We start from the raw sequence: 19,478 nt of genomic DNA on the forward strand, positions 1-19,478 counted from the left end.
GTATTTGAAGATTTGAAAGAGAGGCGCCAGATGGCGCCTTTTCTAATCATACTACCCTAACAAATTTTCATTCGTAAAACTCGTAGTCATAGTCAATAGTAAACTCCAACTCTTTGTAGAGGTTATAAATCTCTGTTCGTGTCCGCAGGCCCTCGTCGTTATAAAAATGCTCCTTATGCTGGTACATCTTGCCCGCTATGAAATATTCGGACTTTGTCAGCAAATTATTTCCGTAGTAGAAACGATGCTCTTTAGCTCCCTGACTGACAGCAGAAATATTGTTTCCTTCATAGTTGTACCTGATTGCATTTCTGTCGATTGAGGTTTCCACAGACTTTTCACCAGTGTCACTATTATAGTGCCCTGTTTCTTTTATGTAAGCTCCTGAATACATCACCACCTTGCGGTCGGTGTATTCAAAAATATCCTCATAACCCTTCGGTCGCTGGTAGTAGTTGTCCCCTTTTCCATCGATAATCAAGGTATTCATCTGAACCTGGAGGTCGGTCCCAGCCTCAAGTGTCACGATTTTCAATGGCAAACCCTCCTCATACCCTTCCACTGTCGATTCGAAATTAAATGATTCCCATAGCCCTGTCCGTCTCAGTACGGGATGGTGCTTTTTTTGGATCATTTCAAAATACTTCAAAGGCCAGTCATTACCATACAAGATACTATTTTCAGATGCCCCCAATTCTAACCCATCCATGACCAAAGGCACATTAATAGGATCAGGCTCTGTCCAAAACTCCCGACGGAATGGGTTTTTGTAATTGTATGGATAAGTCATGTGCTGGTCTACCCTGTCGATGGTGCCGTCGGGGTGATAGTAGGCAACGGCTATCACCCGGTCGTCTTTGTCCTGGGTATCACTCTGGTGGCTGGTGAAGCGAGTGGTGACGGTTTTAATGTTTTCCATCGCTTTCACGGGATCAGCACTCCTGCTGCCCTCCCATGGCTCCACACAGGCGATCAGCAAGAAAGCCAGCGCATAAAACAAGCTGGTCCAGACCAAACCACGATAGAACTTATGCTCCCTGAATGTATGCAGGCTTTCGATCCTTCTTTTTACACTTTTGGCACTAAAGAAATTGCTCACCCTTTCATAGTAGAGCGTACTCGACAAGTCGATGAGCATGTGAGAATATGCCTTCCTGTCCACATGGTTCATCATGGCCTCATCCGCTTCATATTCTGTATTGAGTCGGATTTGGCTTTTTGTTAGCCATCCTATCGGGTTATGCCAAAACAATGCTGTGTAGACTTCGGAAAGCAGAAGATCGAGACTGTGCCACCTTGTGGCATGCACTTGCTCATGCCTATAAATAATCGATTCCTTTGAGGTATTAAGCAGGCTTTTGCCAATGAAAATAAGTTGAAAAAATGAAGCACCGGTAAAGGCCTCCTTGTCAACAATAAAAAAAGAAGAAAACTCACCATCAACCTTTTCCGCTGATTTCATTAGCCGGTAAACGCCGTACATACTTATGCCGATTCTTACGAGGAAAAATATCACGCCAATTAAATAAACAAACAAGAGGATATCTCCTGTTTCTACGCTGCTTACCTGTTCCACAGGAAGCGCCGCCGTAGCTATTTCAGTTGCTTCGTCCATTGAGGCGGTGCTCACCGGAGAGGTAACCGGCGACGATGTGGCAATAAACGATGAGGCCCTGGGCTCCTCGTGAAAAGACACCGTTAAAGGAGAAGATAAGTGGAGACCGGAAAATGGGATGGCTGCTGACATCAACAGGCAGCTTAGCAGATAGAGCCTCCTGAACTTTACAGAAGTGTTCTTCGACAAGATCAAAAAACCAAAGTAGAGGATGGCACTAGCCCCGCTTACTTCGAGTAGATAGATGAAAAAGCTATTCATGGTTTTTCTTGTTTATGATGTCCTTTAGTTTTTTTGCCTCATCGGCCGAGAGGTCTTTGCTGCTCACGATGAACGACATCAGGCTTTCGTACGAGCCATCAAAATAGTCGCTCATCATGTCCGAGAAAATGCTCCTCCGGTATTCATTCTTGCTCACCTTAGGATAGTACAAGTGCGTTTTTCCGTAGGCCTCATGACCTACCAACCCCTTGCTTTCGAGTATCCTTACCAAAGAAGAAATAGTATTATAGGGCGGCTTGGGCTCCGGCATCAGCTCAATAATGTCTTTTACAAACACTTTCTGCCTGCTCCAGATAATGTGCATGACAGGCTCCTCTGCCCTGGTTAATCGTTCCATGAAATGAATGTATAACTAAAAAATAAGTTATACAACTGAAAAGTCAGTTTTTATTCCACGGTATACTTTTAATTCTAATAAAACGGGATGCATTACTCCATTTTTTGATATTTTTACTGCTCATTACGCTGTATGGACTGGAAAAGCAGGCAAGTCACACTATTAAATACAACAGCTATTCTCTGCCTGGCAGTTGGCTGTTTGTCACTTTCGTGCAGTAAAGAGATTGATACCCAGCCTACTTTTGTACAGGTGCCATTTGCGGGTACATGGATAGTGTCAGAAGCACGAGAGGACGGTGTTCTACAGAATGAATGGCTGGGGCTGGAGCTAACCTTTGAGCAGCTCAAAAAAGACAGCGGAGCCTACTATGTGCCGGCAACGCCTGGCGACTCGGTTTGGGCAAAAAGCGGCGGGTGGCAGGTGATAGACTCGATCCGCCTTGTGAGGGACAACTATGACAACTTAAACATTTTTTTCAACAGAGAAGGCAAACTGCTGACGACGTTCACAATTGAATCGGCAGACACTACTGGTACCTGCCCAGCGTATCCCTGTGCGGGTGATCCTACCGGCACCTGGGTGTTTGCTTTTAATCCGTTGCCAAAAAATTGAATCCCACATCGGGCTTCCTTCTGTCGTTTGGGAAATCCAGGTCTTTTACGGGGTAGGTAAGAACCTCAGCCGACTCGGGTTGGTATCCGCTGTCCTTCTTCGCAATGGTTAGCTCAATGGAATTCAGAAAGCCAAAGCTGTTGACGCTGTCGTAGTTGTTGCCATGCACATGCTGCACATAGTGGGTGGCCCTGGTGGCTTTCAGGAACGGCACGATAGCATCTATGTTCTCTTCTACATTGTGAAACTCTATCAGGAGGAGCTCTATTTTGTCAAGCTTATCGATAATGGTGTCGAGCAGCTCGTATTCGGTTCCTTCCACATCGAGCTTCACCCCATAGCCGCTGCTGTGTTCCAAAAGCTCTCCAAACGACTGCACCTCCGAATTGCTTTCAAGCCCGATGTGCTTTTTGACAAACTGCAGGTTGCCAGAAAATAGCTGCTTCATGCGAAGCATCATCGATATTTTGCCCCACGACTGAGCAGGCGTATCCTGCACACCGAGAAACCTGAAGGGGTACAAGGCGATTTTGCCAAAGTTTTTGAGCACCCAGTAAAGCATGGTGCTGTTGAACCCCGATGTTCTGTCGAAGGCAACGATAGGTAAATCAGGTCGGCGCTCTTTCAACTCTATCTCAAACGACCAATCGTACGAAAGCCCACAAGAGATAAAATGACTGCAATTGGCTAAGCTCCGAGACGAAAAAACGTAGCCCCCATCATAGTTCCTGCCTAATCGTATCAGATCCGCCGGAGCAACAGGACGCAACAGTTCCAAAATTCCCAGGGTTTCTTCCCGCATATCTACTTTCTCTTTCATCTTCAATGGCTAGCTGGCGCAAAACAAAATGCAAATATGCTGGTATTATTCAGTTTTCTGCTAAAAATTCACTCACCGTTTCTTCTTCTTGTAGATATTCTTCAGGTCGTTTTCAAACAGTGTATAGGGATCGTCATAAAACTTCATGAAGTCAGGCACACTTACCTGCCCCGGATACGGCGCATAGTAGTGCGTTGGGCTGCGGATGTCATTGCGCCACACCAGCACGTAGGCGAGCCGCATTTTGTGCATGCGCATGGTCTTGAGCAGCGTCTCTGTCCACCAGGTTTCGTTGGGAATCGACTCCAGGCCTGTCTCCGTAAAAGCAGCCAGCTTACCGGCCTTTCGGGCATAGTCCGACACAATCTTTAGTTTCAATGCAGCCGTGTCAATCGCATAGCGGTTGCGGCCCATGTCGCCATAGTTGTCCATGCCCACCATGTCCACCCATTCGTCGCCAGGATAGCGGGCAAGGTATTTTTCTTCTGTAAGAAACTGATTGTCGGGCGAGAAGGCGTAGATGAAATTGTGTACATCCAGCTCGTCACGCAGGTAGCTAACTGTGAATTGCCACAAGGCGATGAACTCTTCCCGGGTGCAATGCGAAGCACCCCACCAAAACCAGCCACCGTCAAACTCGTGATAGGGCCTGAAGATGACAGGTACGAGCTCTCCATTGGCTCCTTTGATGCTGTGTGCCCAATCGGCTATCCCTTTCAGTATCTCCTTGTATTGTTCGTGGGCCTGCCCGCCCGGAATGATATAACTCACGGCAGGCAGCGACACGGTGTCCCGCCAGTAGAAGCCTCCGCCCGACACGGGGTTCGAAAAGTGCCACGCAATGGTCGTGACACCTCCCCTGTTGTAGGTATCCACCACATTCTTTCTCAGGCGCTCCTTAGCTTGCGCTATTTGCTCTGGTGAACGACCTGAAAAGCCACTGAAATCCACACCCACCATGGCGGGATGGGATCCGGTCACCGATTTCACATCAGAGCGGTCTTCGTCGCCAGCCCAGCCATGTCCGTACTCAGTGGCGTGCTGGTGAGCAAACAGTGTATGTTTTTTGGAAAGCTTCCGAAGGCTTTTGTAGAGCTTCTGCGTTTCTCTTGTGGCGTCCTTATCAATTGGTTTGTTTTTTTGAGCCAAAGCAGTTGATAAAAAAACACCAATAAGGCCAAAGATGAGAAGAATCCGTTTCGTCGTCATGTGGGTGCGTTTAGGTGCAAATCAGTCTCAAAAATACCTCCTCACTCAAAAGGTATCAACTGATTGGTGGCCAATGGTAGGCGTCTTTCGTACCAAAATAAGGGGTGAAATCGCTCGGTGGTCAGCCGACTACAGATCAAATGCCAGAACCGCCCAAGGAGTTTTCATCCTTTGTGGCCGCAAAAAGTGCTAGCTTTCATTCAACAACACGCTACGTCAGGCTTCTTGAGCAAAAGCACCGGCAGCCAACTGTTATTACCCATCTTTATCAGCGATTCCCCGATACAATGAAAAACACAGTCAACCAGACGCCGCTTTTAGTGATAGTGCTTGCCTTCCTTTATGGTTGTGCCAGCGAACCTAAAACTGAGACTGTCCATGAAGCCCCCTCTGCTGCTGTCAAAGCTGAGAGCAAAGGCCCGGAAAATGGCACCCTGCTCATCATTGGCGGTGCCGCCCAAAGCATCTTTTACGACAAGTTCATGGAGCTGGTGGGCGGCCCCGACGAGCCCATTGTGGTCATTCCTACGGCGGCCTCCAGCGATGATTTTGACGAGGCCTACCTCGAAAAGTTCAGGAAAAGCTATACCGACAGGGGCTTTACCAATGTAACGGTGCTGCACACCCGTAGTGCTGAAGAAGCCAACACCGAGGAGTTTGCAGCTCCCATCAAAAATGCCAGGGGCGTGTGGTTCAGCGGCGGCAGGCAGTGGCGCCACGCCGACAGCTACCTGAATACAAAAACGCATGAAGCTTTCAACGAGCTGCTCGGCAGAGGCGGTGTGATTGCCGGAAGCTCTGCCGGAGCCACCATACAGGGTTCTTACCTGGCACGAGGCGACACAAGGTCAAACACCGTCATGATGGGCGACCACGAAGAAGGGCTCGGCTTTGTGACAAACATCGCCATCGACCAGCACCTGTTTGCCCGAAACAGGCAATTCGATCTATTTGAAATACTCGAAGAAAAACCGGAGCTGCTCGGCGTTGGGCTCGATGAGAACACAGGCATCATTGTGCAGGGCGATCAATTCACAGTGTTTGGCGAAAGCTATGTGGCCATTTACGACGGCACCAGGTGGTCGGCGGAGCGAGACACAATTTACCAGCTAGCACCTGGCAGCAAGGAGTTTTACCTATTGAAAGAAGGCCAGGAGTATGATTTGAAGAACCGCAAAGTTATCAACTGACTTGATCTGAGTCCTTAGTAGCCAGCCTGGCTTAACCTTCTGCCTGATGCAATTGGATCAAATTGCCGCAAGTATCCTCGAAAACAGCCTGCGTGCCCCATTCGGTTTTTTTAGGCTTACTTCTGAAAACGACTCCTTTTTCCTTAAGCCTTTGGAAGTCCGCATGGATGTCTTTGGTTCCAAAAACAATGGTCGGCAATCCAGCCTCATATACAGCTTTTTGGAAGGCGTCGGCCCCAAGGTTCTGATTAGGTTCCAGGAGCAGCGAAGTGCCATCTGGCTCATCCGGGCCTGCAACAATCGCCAGCTGCATTTCCGGTATGTACATTTTTTCGACAAAACCCAGCACCTCGGTATAGAACTTAAATGCAGCAATGGGGTCGTTTACAAAGATACTTGTTAGTGCTATTTTCATTTTCTTCTTGCTTAGGATTGCTTTCTTTTCAAGATCAGGGCGCTCACCAGGGAAATGACAAGACCAATAGGAAACACCTCCGAAAAAGTAATAAGCACAACTGCAACGGGGTTTTGGTACATCTCCGCAAAAGTGGCCATTTCAGTAGCCTTGGCAGCCAGTTCCTGTTCGTTAGCACCACCAATTTTCGCCATATACATCACATGCTGGCTGTATTTATCCAGATAATCGGGCATGAATAAATAATAGTCAAAAAGCCACACCACCACATACATCGTTGCTGCGATGAGGCTAATATAAAGCCCTGTTAAAAATGCTTTGCCAAAACCGATAACGCCTCCATTCTGCTTGTCCCTGAATGTTTTGATGCCCACAAAAATGAAGGAGAAGGCGGCGATCATCAGGGCGTAACCGACTACATCGTTGGTCTCAAATTCAGGGTTGGTGTAACACTTATCGGCCATATACAGCATCATGCCCGTGATGATGACGCCAGAAATAAGGCCGAAAACAAGAACTATCTTTTTCATCGTCGTGATTGTTTTTTTGTTGGATGCTGGCAAAGATGCAGGATGGAGCCTGTCAATTAATCACACTTTCGGGTGATTTTGAATTATTCACCCAAAAGGATGAGACCATCAAGCCACAATTCTCAACTTTCTTGCTTTGTCGACGGCCTGTGTTCTGCGGCCCACCTCAAGCTTCTCAAACAGGTTTTTCAAGTGCGTCTTCACCGTGTTCAACGACACAAAAAGCTGATCAGCAATTTCCTGATTACTTTTGCCAGCCGCCATCAGCTGCAGCACCTCGAGCTCCCTTTGGCTAATGCCCGTTTCCTTCAATGCTTCTTCGTTGGCAAGAAAATGCGCTGAATCAACAAGCACAGCTTTCTCTACTATTACCGTTTTAGGGTTCGTGAGCTTGAGCGCCAGCCAGATGCCAAGGCCTGTAAAAAGAAGAGCAAGGCCACCTGCATAAATGGCGAAAGCATTATGGATAATGAGAAAGCGCAATTCCAGCCACCGGAGTACAATGAGAAACAAAGCCATAGAAAGGCCATAAGTGAGGAAGTGTCTGTATTTGGAAACCGATGTCAAACTTGTGCTTTGCAGTTGTTGAGTTCAAATATAAAAATAGCCACAAAATAAAGCTTAAGTACAGCCAGATAGGAGGACAAACGCATTTAAAACTATTTAACTTTGAAATTCTTCTTTTTTACCCTTCCAGGTCGGCCCGTTCCACGTCGGTAACCCTAAAGGGAAAGAAGAATTTCAAAGCTGTTTCACCCTTAAGGGCCGGGGTAGAAAAACAGCTTTGAAAATAATTTATCCAATTTGTTTTAAATGCGTTTGCCCTGAGCCAGATAGGAGGCACCTTAAGGGTAATGGTTAAATAAGCCGTCCATAAAGAGTAGAAACCAAACCGAAACATGCGCCAACCACTTCTACTTGTTTTTGCCATCACTTTATTCACTGCCTGCAAAACCGAGCCCCCGACCTCCATCAACCGCCAGGCCGTTTTCGACCGTCACAACGTCCACATCACCGAAGTAGACACCCTGGCCTCCCTGAGTCTGGGCAATGGCCGCTTCGCCATGACCATGGACGTCACCGGCCTGCAAACCTTCCCCCAGCACTACCAGAAAGGCGTACCCCTCGGCACCATGTCGGAATGGGGCTGGCACAGCTTCCCTACCAACGAGACTTATTCCATCGAGGAAACCCTGGCACCGATCACGTCGCACGGTCGGGAAGTGCCTTATGCCCGGCAGTGGCCTGCTGGCACCAGGGCCTGGGAGGCGGCCAACTACATTCGCCAAAACCCGCACCGGATTCACCTGGCCACAGTGGGCTGGGACATCACCAAAGCTGACGGAACCCAGGCGGCCATTTCCGACATTCAAAACATCGACCAAACACTCGACCCCTGGACAGGAGAGCTCACAAGCCGCTTTGCCGTTGAAGGTATACCGGTGGAGGTGATCTCCTTTATGAGCCAAACAGAAGACCGGCTTGGCGTGAAAGTCAAAAGCCCGCTACTTAACGAAGGCAGAATCGGGCTCACCATCAACTACCCCTACCCCACCGATCAGTTTCAGGATGAAGCCGTGCTCTTCGACGCCGACGAGCCCAACCGTTTGCAAATGACTCAGCCCGATCCTAAGCAGGTAACCATCCGCCGCCAACTTGATACCACCCGCTATTTCACCCAGTTGCAGTCGTCGGTGGCTTTGCCTACAGTCGACGCTACTGACAAAGGCTTTGTCCTCAAGCCTGACTCAGCTCAGGATACCTGGACCTTCGACGTTACTTTCTCTCAAGAAGAAGGGGCAGTTGCAAACAAGGCCTTTGAAGTGTTGCAATCCGAAGCCCATCAGGCACTGACCGACTACTGGAACACAGGCATGATGATCGATTTTGGGGCAACAAAAGACCCAAGGGCTTTCGAGATTGAACGACGGATGGTATTGTCGCTTTACCTAACCAAAATCAATTGTGGGGGCAAAACCCCACCTCAGGAAACAGGGCTCACTTACAACTCGTGGTACGGCAAGCCACACATGGAAATGGCCTGGTGGCATGGCGTGCATTTTGCCATGTGGGGCCGACCAGAGGTACTGGAAGACCATATGGAGTGGTACCTGAGAAGCATTGGGGTGGCGAAGGAAATTGCAGAAAGGCAGGGCTTTGAGGGAGTGCGCTGGCAGAAGATGACCGACCCATGGGGCCAGGAAACAGCCTCCTCAGTAGGTTCCTACCTATTATGGCAGCAGCCCCATATCATTACGTTTGCCGAGCTGATCTACAACGGCAAGCCCACCAAAGAGGTGCTCGAAAAATACGACGAGGTAGTGCAGCAAACTGCGGCTTTTATGGCCGACTTTGCCTGGTACGCTCCTGAGCTCAAACGCTATATCCTCGGGCCGGGCGTGATTGCCGCTCAGGAGCGGTTCGATCCCAAGACCACCTTCAACCCGACTTATGAACTGGCTTACTGGCGCTGGGCGCTGGAAACAGCGCAGCAGTGGAGAGAACGGCAAGGGCAACCGAGAAACGACAAGTGGGACAAGGTACTGAACGGCCTTTCGCCACTACCGCAAAAGGACGGCCTTTACCTGGCCGCAGAAAGCGCTCCCGAGTCGTACGACTCTACCTACTACATGACCGACCACCCCAGCGTGCTGGGCGCCTATGGCATGCTGCCCATGACCGATGGGCTCGACACTGCCGTGATGCACCGCACCTTCAACAAGATCTGGATCGACTGGCAGTGGCACGACACCTGGGGCTGGGACTTTCCTATGGTAGCCATGACAGCCACCCGGCTGGGCGATGCCGAAAAAGCAGTGGATGGCCTCCTCATGCCCATCACCACCAACATTTACCTGCCCAACGGGCACAACTACCAAACGGACCGCCTTCGCCTCTACCTCCCCGGCAATGGCGGCGTGCTGGCAGCTTTAGCGATGATGGCAAAGCAAGAAAACGGCTGGCCAGAGGGGTGGGTGGTGAGAATGGTACAAGGAGAGTGAAGTATTTTTGGTTGGTTGATGTTGACAGCGCACCCGGGAGATGCCTTTCTTCAAAGGCATGACGACTCCTGCGTTGGTTGGTGTGAGAGAATAGTGTGCCGCTCCTTTCATGGCATCGCTGCTAACCCCGCAGGAGAAACAACCATTGATGCTAACACCACCGCCCGCTACACCGTCATACCGTTCCACGTTGGCCGGCCTGGAAGGATGCGCAGGCAGGTATCTCCGTTCAACTAACGTAATCGTCTCTGGGTTGACCTTGATAATTTAACTTTATTAACTACTTACAAAACAGCAAAAGCTAAATCATTGTTAAATTAGCGGTAGCAATACGAGGAAAGCCGTAAGTATCAGAGCGGTTGATTCCAGGAAGTAAATCTCCCGGGGACAAAAATGAAACAACATGGAACAGGACGTCAGGTGGAAACAGCGGTTTGAAAACTATGAAAAGGCCCTGAGCCAATTGAAACGATTTATCGATAAGGGTGAACTGAACGAGTTTGAGGAGCAAGGGCTCATTCAATGTTTTGAGTATACGTATGAGCTCGCCTGGAGCCTGATGAAAGATTACCTGACTTTTCAGGGCATCGTTGGAATCACGGGAAGCAGGGATGCCATCCGCCAGGCATTCAACAAAGGTCTTATTTCGCACGGCGATGATTGGATGAGTATGGTGGAAGACCGGATCATTTCCGTCCATACCTACAATATGGAAACCACCAGAATGATAGAGGAAAGAATCTACAAGACCTATTTTCGGTTGTTTTCTGATTTCTATTCTCAAATGAAAACACGCCTATGAGATTTGGATTAAAGGAGTCGATGATCGGTCGTGTCAATTCGGTTTTTGACAAATACCCCGAAATTGAAGAAGTTATTATCTATGGATCCAGGGCAAGGGGTAGCTATAGAGAAGGATCAGATATTGACATGACGCTGAAAGGAACCGGCCTCACAGATAGCATTCGTTCGAAAGTCTGGTTAGCCATTGATGAATTAAACACTCCTTACCTATTCGATATTAGCATTTACAATCACCTCCACTCTCCTGGTTTGGAAGAGCACATTGACCGGGTGGGTAAGCTGTTCTACAGAAAGGAAGTGCTTACCGCCGCCAGAGAGTAGGTAAAGAGGTTACTCTGCCCCAAAGAAAGTGTAACCTCTTTAATCCTAGAAAGACGATTCGTCACTAACTAAAGAGGCTACACCCGCTCCAAATTAAAGAGGTTACTCTGCCACAGAGAAAGGGTAACCTCTTTAATCCTCGAAGCACGAGTCGTTACCGACTAAAGAGGTTACATCGGCAGAGACGCACAGAGTAACCTCTTTAGTTCGAACCCAAAATTAAAGAGGCGACACCTGCTCCAAATTAAAGAGGTTACTCTAGCCCCAAAGAAAGTAGTAACCTCTTTAATCTTAGAACTACGAGTCGTTACTGACTAAAGAGGTTACTCTGCCCCAAAGAAAGTCGTAACCTCTTTAATCTTCAGGAGACGATTCGTCACAAACTAAAGAGGTTACATCTGCAGGGATGTAGAGAGTAACCTCTTTAGTTCAAAAGCTTTATTCCAGCAACCACTTTTCATCTAGCGGAGGTTGTTTCTCTTGCAGGTGAAACGCCTGGTACTGCTCCTTTCCTCCGAACCAGTCCAACACGGCCTGACTGCTTAAGAAAGTTGGAGCGTCCTGCAGGTGCGCCTGATACGATGAGTAAGGATAGCTCCTGAAGTCTTTTACCAACCCATGCTTCTCAGGATTCCTGTGGATGTAAGCGATCAGGGTAGAAAAATAAGACTCCTCTTTCACCTCAATCCTCTTAAAAGGAGTTTCAAAAAGGCCTCCTGTTCTATTGTACACGCTGTTTACGGCCCGGGTGTAGCTTTTCAAAAAGCTGGAGAAGCCGTTGCTTACGTGCCAGTAATAGGGCTTCTCTCTGTCTTTTTTTATCGCCAAATCCAGTTGCGCTACATCTCGCACTCTTACAAGTAGATGAAAATGATTACCAAGCAAGCAGTAAGCAAACGTTTCCACAAAAGGATGGACGAATTGAGTGTACTGCTTCAAGAAGAAATCGTAGTTTTTGGCCTCAAAAAAGACTGGCATGCCATTGATTCCCCGATTAAAAATGTGGAAATACTGATCGGGATGTAGTTTGGCGTTTCTTATGTCCATAGTCCGAATTAGTTGCTGACTCAATATAAGGATTTCGGATAAAGAGGCGCCATTAAAGAGGCTACACCTGCTCCAGATTAAAGAGGTTACTCTAGCCCCAAAGAAAGTGTAACCTCTTTAATCCTAGAAAGACGATTCGTCACTAACTAAAGAGGTTACATCGGCAGGGACGCAGAGAGTAACCTCTTTAGTTCAAACCCAAAATTAAAGAGGCTACACCTGCTCCAAATTAAAGAGGTTACTCTAGCCCCAAAGAAAGTGTAACCTCTTTAATCTTAGAACTACGAGTCGTTACCGACTAAAGAGGTTACATCGGCAGGGGCGCAGAGAGTAACCTCTTTAGTTCAAGACGTTACCATTAAAGAGGTTACTCTGCCCCAGAGAAAGTCGTAACCTCTTTAATCTTAGAACTACGATTCGTTACCGACTAAAGAGGTTATATCGGCAGGGACGCATAGAGTAACCTCTTTAGTTCAAACCCAAAATTAAAGAGGTTACACCTGCTCCAAATTAAAGAGGTTACTCTAGCCCCAAAGAAAGTAGTAACCTCTTTAATCTTCAGGAGACGAGTCGTCACAAACTAAAGAGGTTACATCGGCAGGGGCGCACAGAGTAACCTCTTTAGTTCAAACCCCAAATTAAAGAGGCTACACCTGCTCCAAATTAAAGAGGTTACTCTAGCCCCAAAGAAAGTCGTAACCTCTTTAATCATCAGGAGACGATACGTTACTGACTAAAGAGGTTACATCGGCAGGGGCGCAGAGAGTAACCTCTTTAGTTCAGACCGTTTTCGCAGGGACGCAGCGAGTAACCTCCTTAGCCAAAAAAAATCCCGCACTTTCATGCGGGATCCTACTCTCTCTGCTGGCTCTTGCCAATTGGCACGCCGACAGCAACATGTACTACGCTACTCATGCAGCCTCCTCGTTTGGTTCAACATCCAGGTTGTCAAACGCATCTGACGCTCTGGTAAACTTCAGCTCGGCGAGCTTCATCTTCATCTCGGCGCTGGGCGCAAATATCACCCTGGCCCCTTTGATGCTATAAGCTGTCACCTTCTCAGGCTGCTCGTGTCCGTTGCTGCTGATGTTGATGCGGAACGTACCCAGCTGGCCCAGGTTCACGATATGGCCCTTTCTCACATACTTCGGAATCAGGTCGAGGAAATTCTCCAGCGCATTGAACGCATCTCCCTTGGTAAGGGTGCTCATGGCAGTGATGTCTTCGACAATCTCCCGCACGGTGATCACACGGTCTCTCTTTACGAAAGCGTAATACTTGTGGTCGCCTCCCCCAGCCACTCCCGGCTGGCCACGACGATTGATACGATATTCTATTGCATTCATGATTTTAAAATTTAAATGGTTAAACAAATGATTTAAAACGGTTTTTCTACATCGTTTAGTTAAGAGGTTCAGTCTCCTAATTCCATTTTTACCCCCTCCCTAAAGGGCGAGACAATGATCATTAATACTTCCCTTTAGGGGTGCCGGCTTAGGGATTAAGGGTAAAATGCTCTTAACTAAACTCAAAGAACGGGGTGTCTCAGCCTGCGAAGGGTGTACCGCTGTTGCGCCTCCCGCTTAGTGAACGCCTGTGGGGCATGTTCAAGAGGATGACTCCGATGACCTGGTCTTCTAAAGCATCCCGATACCCGGTGCGCTCAAAGAAAAAGAGGCAAGATGCACTACTTCAACAAAATGGACGGTAACAATTTGAAATCCCGGCCGGGTATTTCAGTAGAGTGAAAAGCGGTTCGTTTGAGGCCTCAGCAGAAGTGATTTTTACTCCGTGTTTGTTGCAAAAAACAATTCAATATTGGTGCCAAAAAGTTCTTTTCACTGAAAATTAAGTGAAAAAAATTATATTATTTTTCAATGAAACAAAAAGGTCGAAAAAAGTTGAGTGACAGGTCTCTTCTACGCATCCCTTCCGGCATTTTTTCGTATAAAGACATCTGAAACAAGTGTGGACTATTTTCAATTTCAATCGATTGTAATAAGTCCTTCGCGAAATTTATACTCCCCTGCCAGTAAACACGTCTCTGATGATGAACCGGGAGACAAAATAACCGGAGTTGAATTGAACTTTTCGAATACCCTCTGTCCATCTAGTTCACCAGAAAACCACTGTCGGGCGACACCTTTTCCAAAGTAGCGCTAGAGTCTCCCAACAGTAGCGCTAGAGGCAGGCAAGAGTAGCGCTACATTTACCCAACAGTAGCGCTACTTATAGCTGGCTGTTGCGCTACTGATCGCTCGTTGTTGCGCTACTCATTGCTGGCTATTGCGCTGCTTGTTGCTCCTTCTTGCGCTACAGGTACCTGGTAGTAGCCGTAAAGGCAGCTGGCTGTTGCGCTATCGGTAGCTACCTCCAGCGGTAATCCCAGCTGCTTCTTGCGGTAGATCCGGATCGGTGCTGCGGTAGAGCTGGCTACCTCCAGCCATGGAAGCAGCTGGGTTCACGGCAGAAGGCAGCTTCTTGCCTTCGCCAAAACTTGTTGTGTGTTACTGCAAAGGTCATGACATGTAGCGTTGAAAGAAGGGTCGTTCTTGCGGTAGATGCTAAAAGGTCTAGCGGTAGATGCGGGTGCACAGTTGATTTGTAGTAAGAATCGTTATTCGAAGAGTCTCTGCGTTTAGAAAAAATCACGAGTAGTTTTCTATTACTTAGATGGAACTAGACCAATCTTTTTTAGGAAAGAGTAGAATCCTACCCCACAGCCATTTTTGCCGAGTCCTTCCACAAGTAAGGTGGCATAGGTTCCTTAAGTTCCCACTTTATACTCATAGGCTTTGAGCCATAGTGCTCCAGCAAATCACCATCACCTAAAAACACAAAAGCCATCGTATTGCCATATTCGTCTTCATTCCGTTCCCGTACAAAAAGGAGAATTTTTCGACCGGAATCTTTGTGATGTATATATGATAGTCCTTTTCCCTTATCGGGACTTACAGCATTTTGTGTTTGCCAATGAAAGATACTTTCACTTACTGCGAAGTCCTCATAAAGGGTGGTAGGCGAGAAGACCTTTTCCGTTTTATTTAGTGTAATAAAAAGCAATTCCGTGTTTTTATCCTGCGAGTAGGCCACTCCTTCTCGGTAGCTTGGCTTTTTATTGAAAGTGTAAAAGCCAAACGCTGAAAGAATTTGATCCCTTGTATACCGACTGTGAACTTTAAGCGGTTGCGGATAAGGTAGGTCAATGTCTCTTTCTAAAAAATCAATCTTATCAATCAATATTTCTAACACTTCAATTATCTCTTCGACTAATACCTCGCTTTCACCAATCGCTCTTAAACTTTTCTGAAGGTCTCCAAATTGGCCTTTGTCTTGCCAAACATCGTAGTGAAGCATTAAACACATGGCATACTCCTCTGTACTCAGGTCGCTGAGTTTAATCTTAAATTTCTCCTTTGCCAATGATAGGACAAATCGAAAGTAAGAATGAGACTTACACGCAAGCCACTTTTTATTAATAGCTCTATAGATTTCTCTCTCCCCGGAAGTCTGATATCGTGGGATCTGCTCAGCTGCCAGACATAGTTTTTTCCAATTGCCTTTCTTGTAGATGTTTGGGAGCGGGATGTGATAAAAATTGGAGAAATTTTTTAAAGTGAGGGGTAAAGTTGTTTGATGCTTATAGTTTCTGATTTTATTCAGAAGCTGATTTACATTGAAACTGGTGGCCTTTTTTATATTCTCTAGAATGAATTCTTTGGCTTTCCTCTCTAGAACTATGGAGCAGCCTAAAGGAAGGTGAGGGAAGTCATCTTCTATCTCCTGTTGTGTGGAGGTGTTTGTCTTTCCGACCAAAGCTCTGAATTTTCCCTCGAAATCATATTCAGGCCTTGAATTTCCAACAAAGTCAAGAACTGTTAGGCAATCCTTGTCGTCTGCCAGTCTCAAACCTCTTCCTAATTGTTGCAGAAAAACAGTGAGGCTCTCAGTAGGCCGAAGAAACAATACGGTGTCGATCTCAGGAATGTCTATCCCTTCATTAAAAATATCAACGACAAACAAGTAATTAATCTCTCTGTTTAATAATTTGGATTTGATATCTGCCCTGAACTCACTTCTGTTACTTACTAAGTAATCAGCCTTAAAGCCTGCAAGAATAAATTTCTCAGCCATAAATGCAGCGTGCTCTTGCGTTACGCAGAAGCATAAAGCTCTTACCTCATGGATATCCTTCAAGTATCTATTGAGATTAAAAATTATCTCTCCTACCCTTTTATCATTTCTTGTGTAAAGCCGACTTAGCTCGCTTGGTAAGTATTTACCATTTTGCCATGAAACGTCTGACAAATCGATACTATCAGTAATCCCGAAATATTGGAACGGACAAAGTAGTTTTCGGTTTAGGGCTTCGGGCAGCCGGATTTCTGCGGCTATGGTGTCACAAAAATCCTTTAAGATGTCTTCTCCATCCATTCTTTCAGGAGTAGCTGTAAGTCCAAGTAGAAGTTTTGGCTGAAATCGACTCAGAATCGTCCTATAACTAGAGGCAGCAATGTGGTGCACTTCATCTATGACGATGTAATCAAAAAAAGCCACTGTAAGGCCAAGAGATGGCAATCGGCTATTTAGCGTTTGTACCGATGCAAAAAGATAGTCGTATTTCTCAGGCTCAATCCCATCTACCCACAATTCACCAAAGTTATTGTCCCTAAGTATTCCTTGAAATGTGGCTTGTGCTTGCTGAAGTATTTCTTTTCTGTGAGCAACAAATAAGAGCCTTGCTCTCTTATTACTTTTTTTGAAGTTCCGATAGTCAAAAGCCGAGACGACTGTTTTTCCAGTACCTGTGGCTGCAACGATAAGGTTTTTCCGCCTTCCGTGAATAGCTCTCTCTGTTTCCAGCCTCTCCAAAATCTCCTCCTGGAAAGGAAAAGGTTTAATATCAAAAAAGGTTAATGAATTTGCTTGTCCATTTCTTTCCCTGCTAAGGGCCGACTTGAGTTTTTCGCTATGATCCTTTTTATCAAAAAGCTGGAAGTCTTTGTCTTGCCAATAAGTATCAAACGTCTTTTGGAATTTATCTATGATATGACCTATTTCCTTGGTGGTAATCTTTAGGTTCCACTCTAACCCGTTGGTAAGAGCGGACCGAGATAGATTAGAAGAACCAATGTAACCTGTGTGAAAACCTGTTTTTCTATAGAAAAGATAAGCTTTGGCATGTAGCCGCTCATTTTCTGTGTTGTATGATATTTTTATTTCGGTATTTCGAAGCGTCGAGAGGAATTCCACAGCTTTGTAATCTGTGGCACCCATGTATGAGGTTGTGATAACCTTAAGCTGGCCACCCCTTTCTGTGAAATCATGCAGTTCTTTCTCGAAAATCCTAATTCCCGTCCATTTGATAAAGGAGACAAGGAAATTGATCTTATCCGACGACAATATTTCTTTTTTGATTTCGCTTTCGAGAGAGATGCTTGAGTTACTTCCTGTGAACAATTCGCTTTGAGATAAGCGAGAGTAGGGAGTGATTTCCTTTAGGTGTTTTTCAAAGTTGACAAACCTTGCATCCACTTTGGAAAACACAGCAGAGAGAATTTTCGCTTCTGATTCGATAATATCATCCTCAAAATCTTCATTTTCAAGCTCTTTACTCAGTTGCCTTATGACCTTATTGGTTAGCAAAATCTGCTTCTCTAAGCTGTCTTCTCCTGTAACTAAATTCAGCGCAAATCTGATAACTTCGGTCAAATATTTAGAAAGGACGTTACCTGCTTCAGCCTTATCAATGAGCGTTTCTTTGATGTAGAATTTCTGCTTATCAATTTCATTGAGCTTATTGGTCACCAATTTAGTAATGAGCTGCTCGTATAAACCTTGTTGCATCATAAGTCGGTTTTTAGAAAATCGTCCAGAATAGGTCTGTCGGCATCGGCCCAGTCTAAGCTCTTTAACTCATCCTTGCTTACCCATTTGAAATCTTTATGCTCCGTTAGGATGATATCGCCTGCTGTATAGCGAGCAATAAATGGAATCAACCTGATCGCAAAGGTTCCATAGTCATGATCCTTTGGCGGAAGCTTCTGTAATAATTTGACCTCAATATTTAGTTCTTCTTTCAACTCTCTTAAAAGGCAGTCTTCCGCAGTTTCGTCCTGCTCGATTTTACCACCAGGAAATTCCCATTTTAAAGGAATTCTCATTTTTTCACTCCTCTGAGCTACCAGAACTTTCCTTTGTCTAATAATGATCCCGCAGGTAACCTTTATCAGGTTGGTTGTCTTTGACTTCATACGTCCATTATATTAAACCTTCTTCTATGCTTCTCCAATTTTTCCTGGGAGGGGTGGTACGCCGGGTTGTCGGGTAGCAGGATTTCCTTGCCCTTGAACTGGCTCAGCGAATACGAGGAATGCGACTCGATGAATCGGCTCGAGATCAGCACCCGGTACTGGTCGTCGATCGAAATCAACCCACGGTCGAAAGCTCTGTGCATATTGGGGCAAAGGGCAATACCGTTTTGCACCGAGTCATCACCACTTCCGGCAAACTGGTCGATGTGGCAAGCGTCTACCATAGAAACATTGTCGGTAACGGTCACTCGCATGCCCGAGATCGCACAAGTATTGTTGTACAGCCTCGGAATTTCCCGCTTGAACACATTGCTTCTAAGGAAAACCTCCTCCTGCCGCTGGATTTTATCTTTTATGTCTGCCAGCCTTTTCAAATAGATGGGCTCCGGTTCTCTCAAAAACTGGGTTTCAATCTCCTGCAAGTAAGTAACCGGCTGGTACTGCCATACCGCCCTTGCTTCGGGGAAGTACCTGTGCAAAAGTGCCTGCCGCAACACTTCCCGGAAGCCCCGGTCAGTAAGCAGTGTAAAAAGCTCCTCGTCGAAACGGGCATATCTAATGCCTTCCGAAAGTGCCTTGAAGCTTCTGATAGAATTGGATGAGGTGAGCATGCCAGCAAAGCCTTCATAGGCTTCAAGGTGCCAAAAGCCGACCTTTTCGCCGATCAAGTGATAATAGGGCAAGGCGAAGTTGGGCATATGGTTGGTAGTAACCAGCAGGTTCCAGAGAGTTTTGAATTGGCTCACCAGCTCTGGAGTGATGTATATTTGATTTTCTGAAATTAGTCCGTCCTCAATGAGCTGGAGGACAGAAAGAAGCAAAACCGGTTTGTGCGGGGCACCACCGTTCACTGAAGCCCGATTCAAATGGGTAAATGCTTTTACATAATAAGCTAAGTCTTTCGCCGCCATCGACTTAAAAATAGACAATTTGATCTGGACTGTGGTTAGTAAGAGCAGCAAGATTTTTACAGTTAT

General features: G+C 46.5%; 18 protein-coding genes. 6 read left to right on the forward strand and 12 right to left on the reverse strand.

Annotated features, from left to right (window positions below; genetic code table 11):
* Positions 1-67: 67 nt before the first annotated feature.
* Both AAC052_RS12905 and AAC052_RS12910 read right to left on the reverse strand, forming a co-directional pair.
* Positions 68-1,876, reverse strand: coding sequence for a M56 family metallopeptidase (locus tag AAC052_RS12905; RefSeq protein ID WP_339813779.1), 1,809 nt, complete (start codon positions 1,874-1,876; stop codon positions 68-70).
* Positions 1,869-2,234, reverse strand: coding sequence for a BlaI/MecI/CopY family transcriptional regulator (locus AAC052_RS12910; protein WP_339813780.1), 366 nt, complete (start codon positions 2,232-2,234; stop codon positions 1,869-1,871). The genes AAC052_RS12905 and AAC052_RS12910 overlap by 8 nt, the downstream gene beginning before the upstream one ends.
* Positions 2,235-2,366: 132 nt before the next feature.
* On the opposite strand from AAC052_RS12910, the gene AAC052_RS12915 reads away from it, so the two are divergent.
* The gene (locus tag AAC052_RS12915) at positions 2,367-2,849 is read left to right on the forward strand and encodes a hypothetical protein (RefSeq protein ID WP_339813782.1); all 483 of its coding nucleotides are present in this window, start codon (positions 2,367-2,369) and stop codon (positions 2,847-2,849) included.
* On the opposite strand, the gene AAC052_RS12920 is transcribed toward AAC052_RS12915, so the two are convergent.
* Positions 2,827-3,669 (reverse strand): hypothetical protein, encoded by an 843-nt coding sequence (locus AAC052_RS12920; protein WP_339813783.1) that lies wholly within the window; start codon positions 3,667-3,669, stop codon positions 2,827-2,829. The genes AAC052_RS12915 and AAC052_RS12920 overlap by 23 nt on opposite strands.
* Before the next feature lie 72 nt (positions 3,670-3,741).
* Positions 3,742-4,878 carry a glycosyl hydrolase gene (locus AAC052_RS12925; protein WP_339813785.1) on the reverse strand — a complete coding sequence of 379 codons (1,137 nt, stop codon included), beginning with the start codon at positions 4,876-4,878 and terminating at the stop codon, positions 3,742-3,744.
* 140 nt (positions 4,879-5,018) lie between these two features.
* Between AAC052_RS12925 and AAC052_RS12930 the strand changes: the two genes are divergently transcribed.
* Positions 5,019-6,068, forward strand: coding sequence for a cyanophycinase (locus AAC052_RS12930; RefSeq protein WP_339813786.1), 1,050 nt, complete (start codon positions 5,019-5,021; stop codon positions 6,066-6,068).
* A 31-nt stretch (positions 6,069-6,099) separates the two neighbouring features.
* Here the strand turns inward: AAC052_RS12930 and AAC052_RS12935 are convergent, their stop codons facing one another.
* From AAC052_RS12935 to AAC052_RS12945, 3 genes are all read right to left on the reverse strand, one after another.
* Positions 6,100-6,483 carry a VOC family protein gene (locus AAC052_RS12935; RefSeq protein WP_339813788.1) on the reverse strand — a complete coding sequence of 128 codons (384 nt, stop codon included), beginning with the start codon at positions 6,481-6,483 and terminating at the stop codon, positions 6,100-6,102.
* 11 nt (positions 6,484-6,494) lie between these two features.
* Positions 6,495-7,013, reverse strand: a complete 519-nt coding sequence (locus tag AAC052_RS12940) for a DUF4199 domain-containing protein (RefSeq protein ID WP_339813790.1) — start codon at positions 7,011-7,013, stop codon at positions 6,495-6,497.
* Between the two features lie 108 nt (positions 7,014-7,121).
* Positions 7,122-7,580 carry a response regulator transcription factor gene (locus AAC052_RS12945; protein WP_339813792.1) on the reverse strand — a complete coding sequence of 153 codons (459 nt, stop codon included), beginning with the start codon at positions 7,578-7,580 and terminating at the stop codon, positions 7,122-7,124.
* Between the two features lie 332 nt (positions 7,581-7,912).
* Between AAC052_RS12945 and AAC052_RS12950 the strand changes: the two genes are divergently transcribed.
* From AAC052_RS12950 to AAC052_RS12965, 4 genes are all read left to right on the forward strand, one after another.
* Positions 7,913-10,015, forward strand: coding sequence for a hypothetical protein (locus AAC052_RS12950; protein WP_339813794.1), 2,103 nt, complete (start codon positions 7,913-7,915; stop codon positions 10,013-10,015).
* An 18-nt stretch (positions 10,016-10,033) separates the two neighbouring features.
* Positions 10,034-10,252 (forward strand): hypothetical protein, encoded by a 219-nt coding sequence (locus tag AAC052_RS12955; protein ID WP_339813795.1) that lies wholly within the window; start codon positions 10,034-10,036, stop codon positions 10,250-10,252.
* A gap of 166 nt (positions 10,253-10,418) precedes the next feature.
* Entirely contained in the window at positions 10,419-10,817 is a 399-nt protein-coding gene (locus AAC052_RS12960) for a nucleotidyltransferase substrate binding protein (protein WP_339813797.1), read from the forward strand.
* A complete protein-coding gene (locus tag AAC052_RS12965; protein WP_317487856.1) occupies positions 10,814-11,140 on the forward strand; it encodes a nucleotidyltransferase domain-containing protein in 327 nt (108 codons plus the stop codon). Before AAC052_RS12960 ends, AAC052_RS12965 begins: the two co-directional genes overlap by 4 nt.
* Before the next feature lie 438 nt (positions 11,141-11,578).
* On the opposite strand, the gene AAC052_RS12970 is transcribed toward AAC052_RS12965, so the two are convergent.
* From AAC052_RS12970 to AAC052_RS12990, 5 genes are all read right to left on the reverse strand, one after another.
* On the reverse strand, positions 11,579-12,187 hold the full coding sequence (locus AAC052_RS12970) for a hypothetical protein (RefSeq protein ID WP_339813798.1): 609 nt from the start codon (positions 12,185-12,187) through the stop codon (positions 11,579-11,581).
* 911 nt (positions 12,188-13,098) lie between these two features.
* The gene (locus AAC052_RS12975) at positions 13,099-13,533 is read right to left on the reverse strand and encodes an HU family DNA-binding protein (protein ID WP_339813800.1); all 435 of its coding nucleotides are present in this window, start codon (positions 13,531-13,533) and stop codon (positions 13,099-13,101) included.
* Between the two features lie 1,366 nt (positions 13,534-14,899).
* Positions 14,900-18,037: a DUF3427 domain-containing protein gene (locus tag AAC052_RS12980; RefSeq protein ID WP_339813801.1), complete on the reverse strand. Its 3,138-nt coding sequence runs from the start codon at positions 18,035-18,037 to the stop codon at positions 14,900-14,902.
* Positions 18,034-18,441, reverse strand: a complete 408-nt coding sequence (locus tag AAC052_RS12985; protein ID WP_339813803.1) for a (deoxy)nucleoside triphosphate pyrophosphohydrolase — start codon at positions 18,439-18,441, stop codon at positions 18,034-18,036. The genes AAC052_RS12980 and AAC052_RS12985 overlap by 4 nt, the downstream gene beginning before the upstream one ends.
* Positions 18,438-19,463 carry an HNH endonuclease gene (locus tag AAC052_RS12990; protein ID WP_339813805.1) on the reverse strand — a complete coding sequence of 342 codons (1,026 nt, stop codon included), beginning with the start codon at positions 19,461-19,463 and terminating at the stop codon, positions 18,438-18,440. Before AAC052_RS12990 ends, AAC052_RS12985 begins: the two co-directional genes overlap by 4 nt.
* Positions 19,464-19,478 lie beyond the last annotated feature (15 nt).

This window comes from uncultured Imperialibacter sp. (assembly GCF_963974565.1).
GTDB classification, from domain to species: Bacteria; Bacteroidota; Bacteroidia; order Cytophagales; family Cyclobacteriaceae; genus Imperialibacter; species Imperialibacter roseus.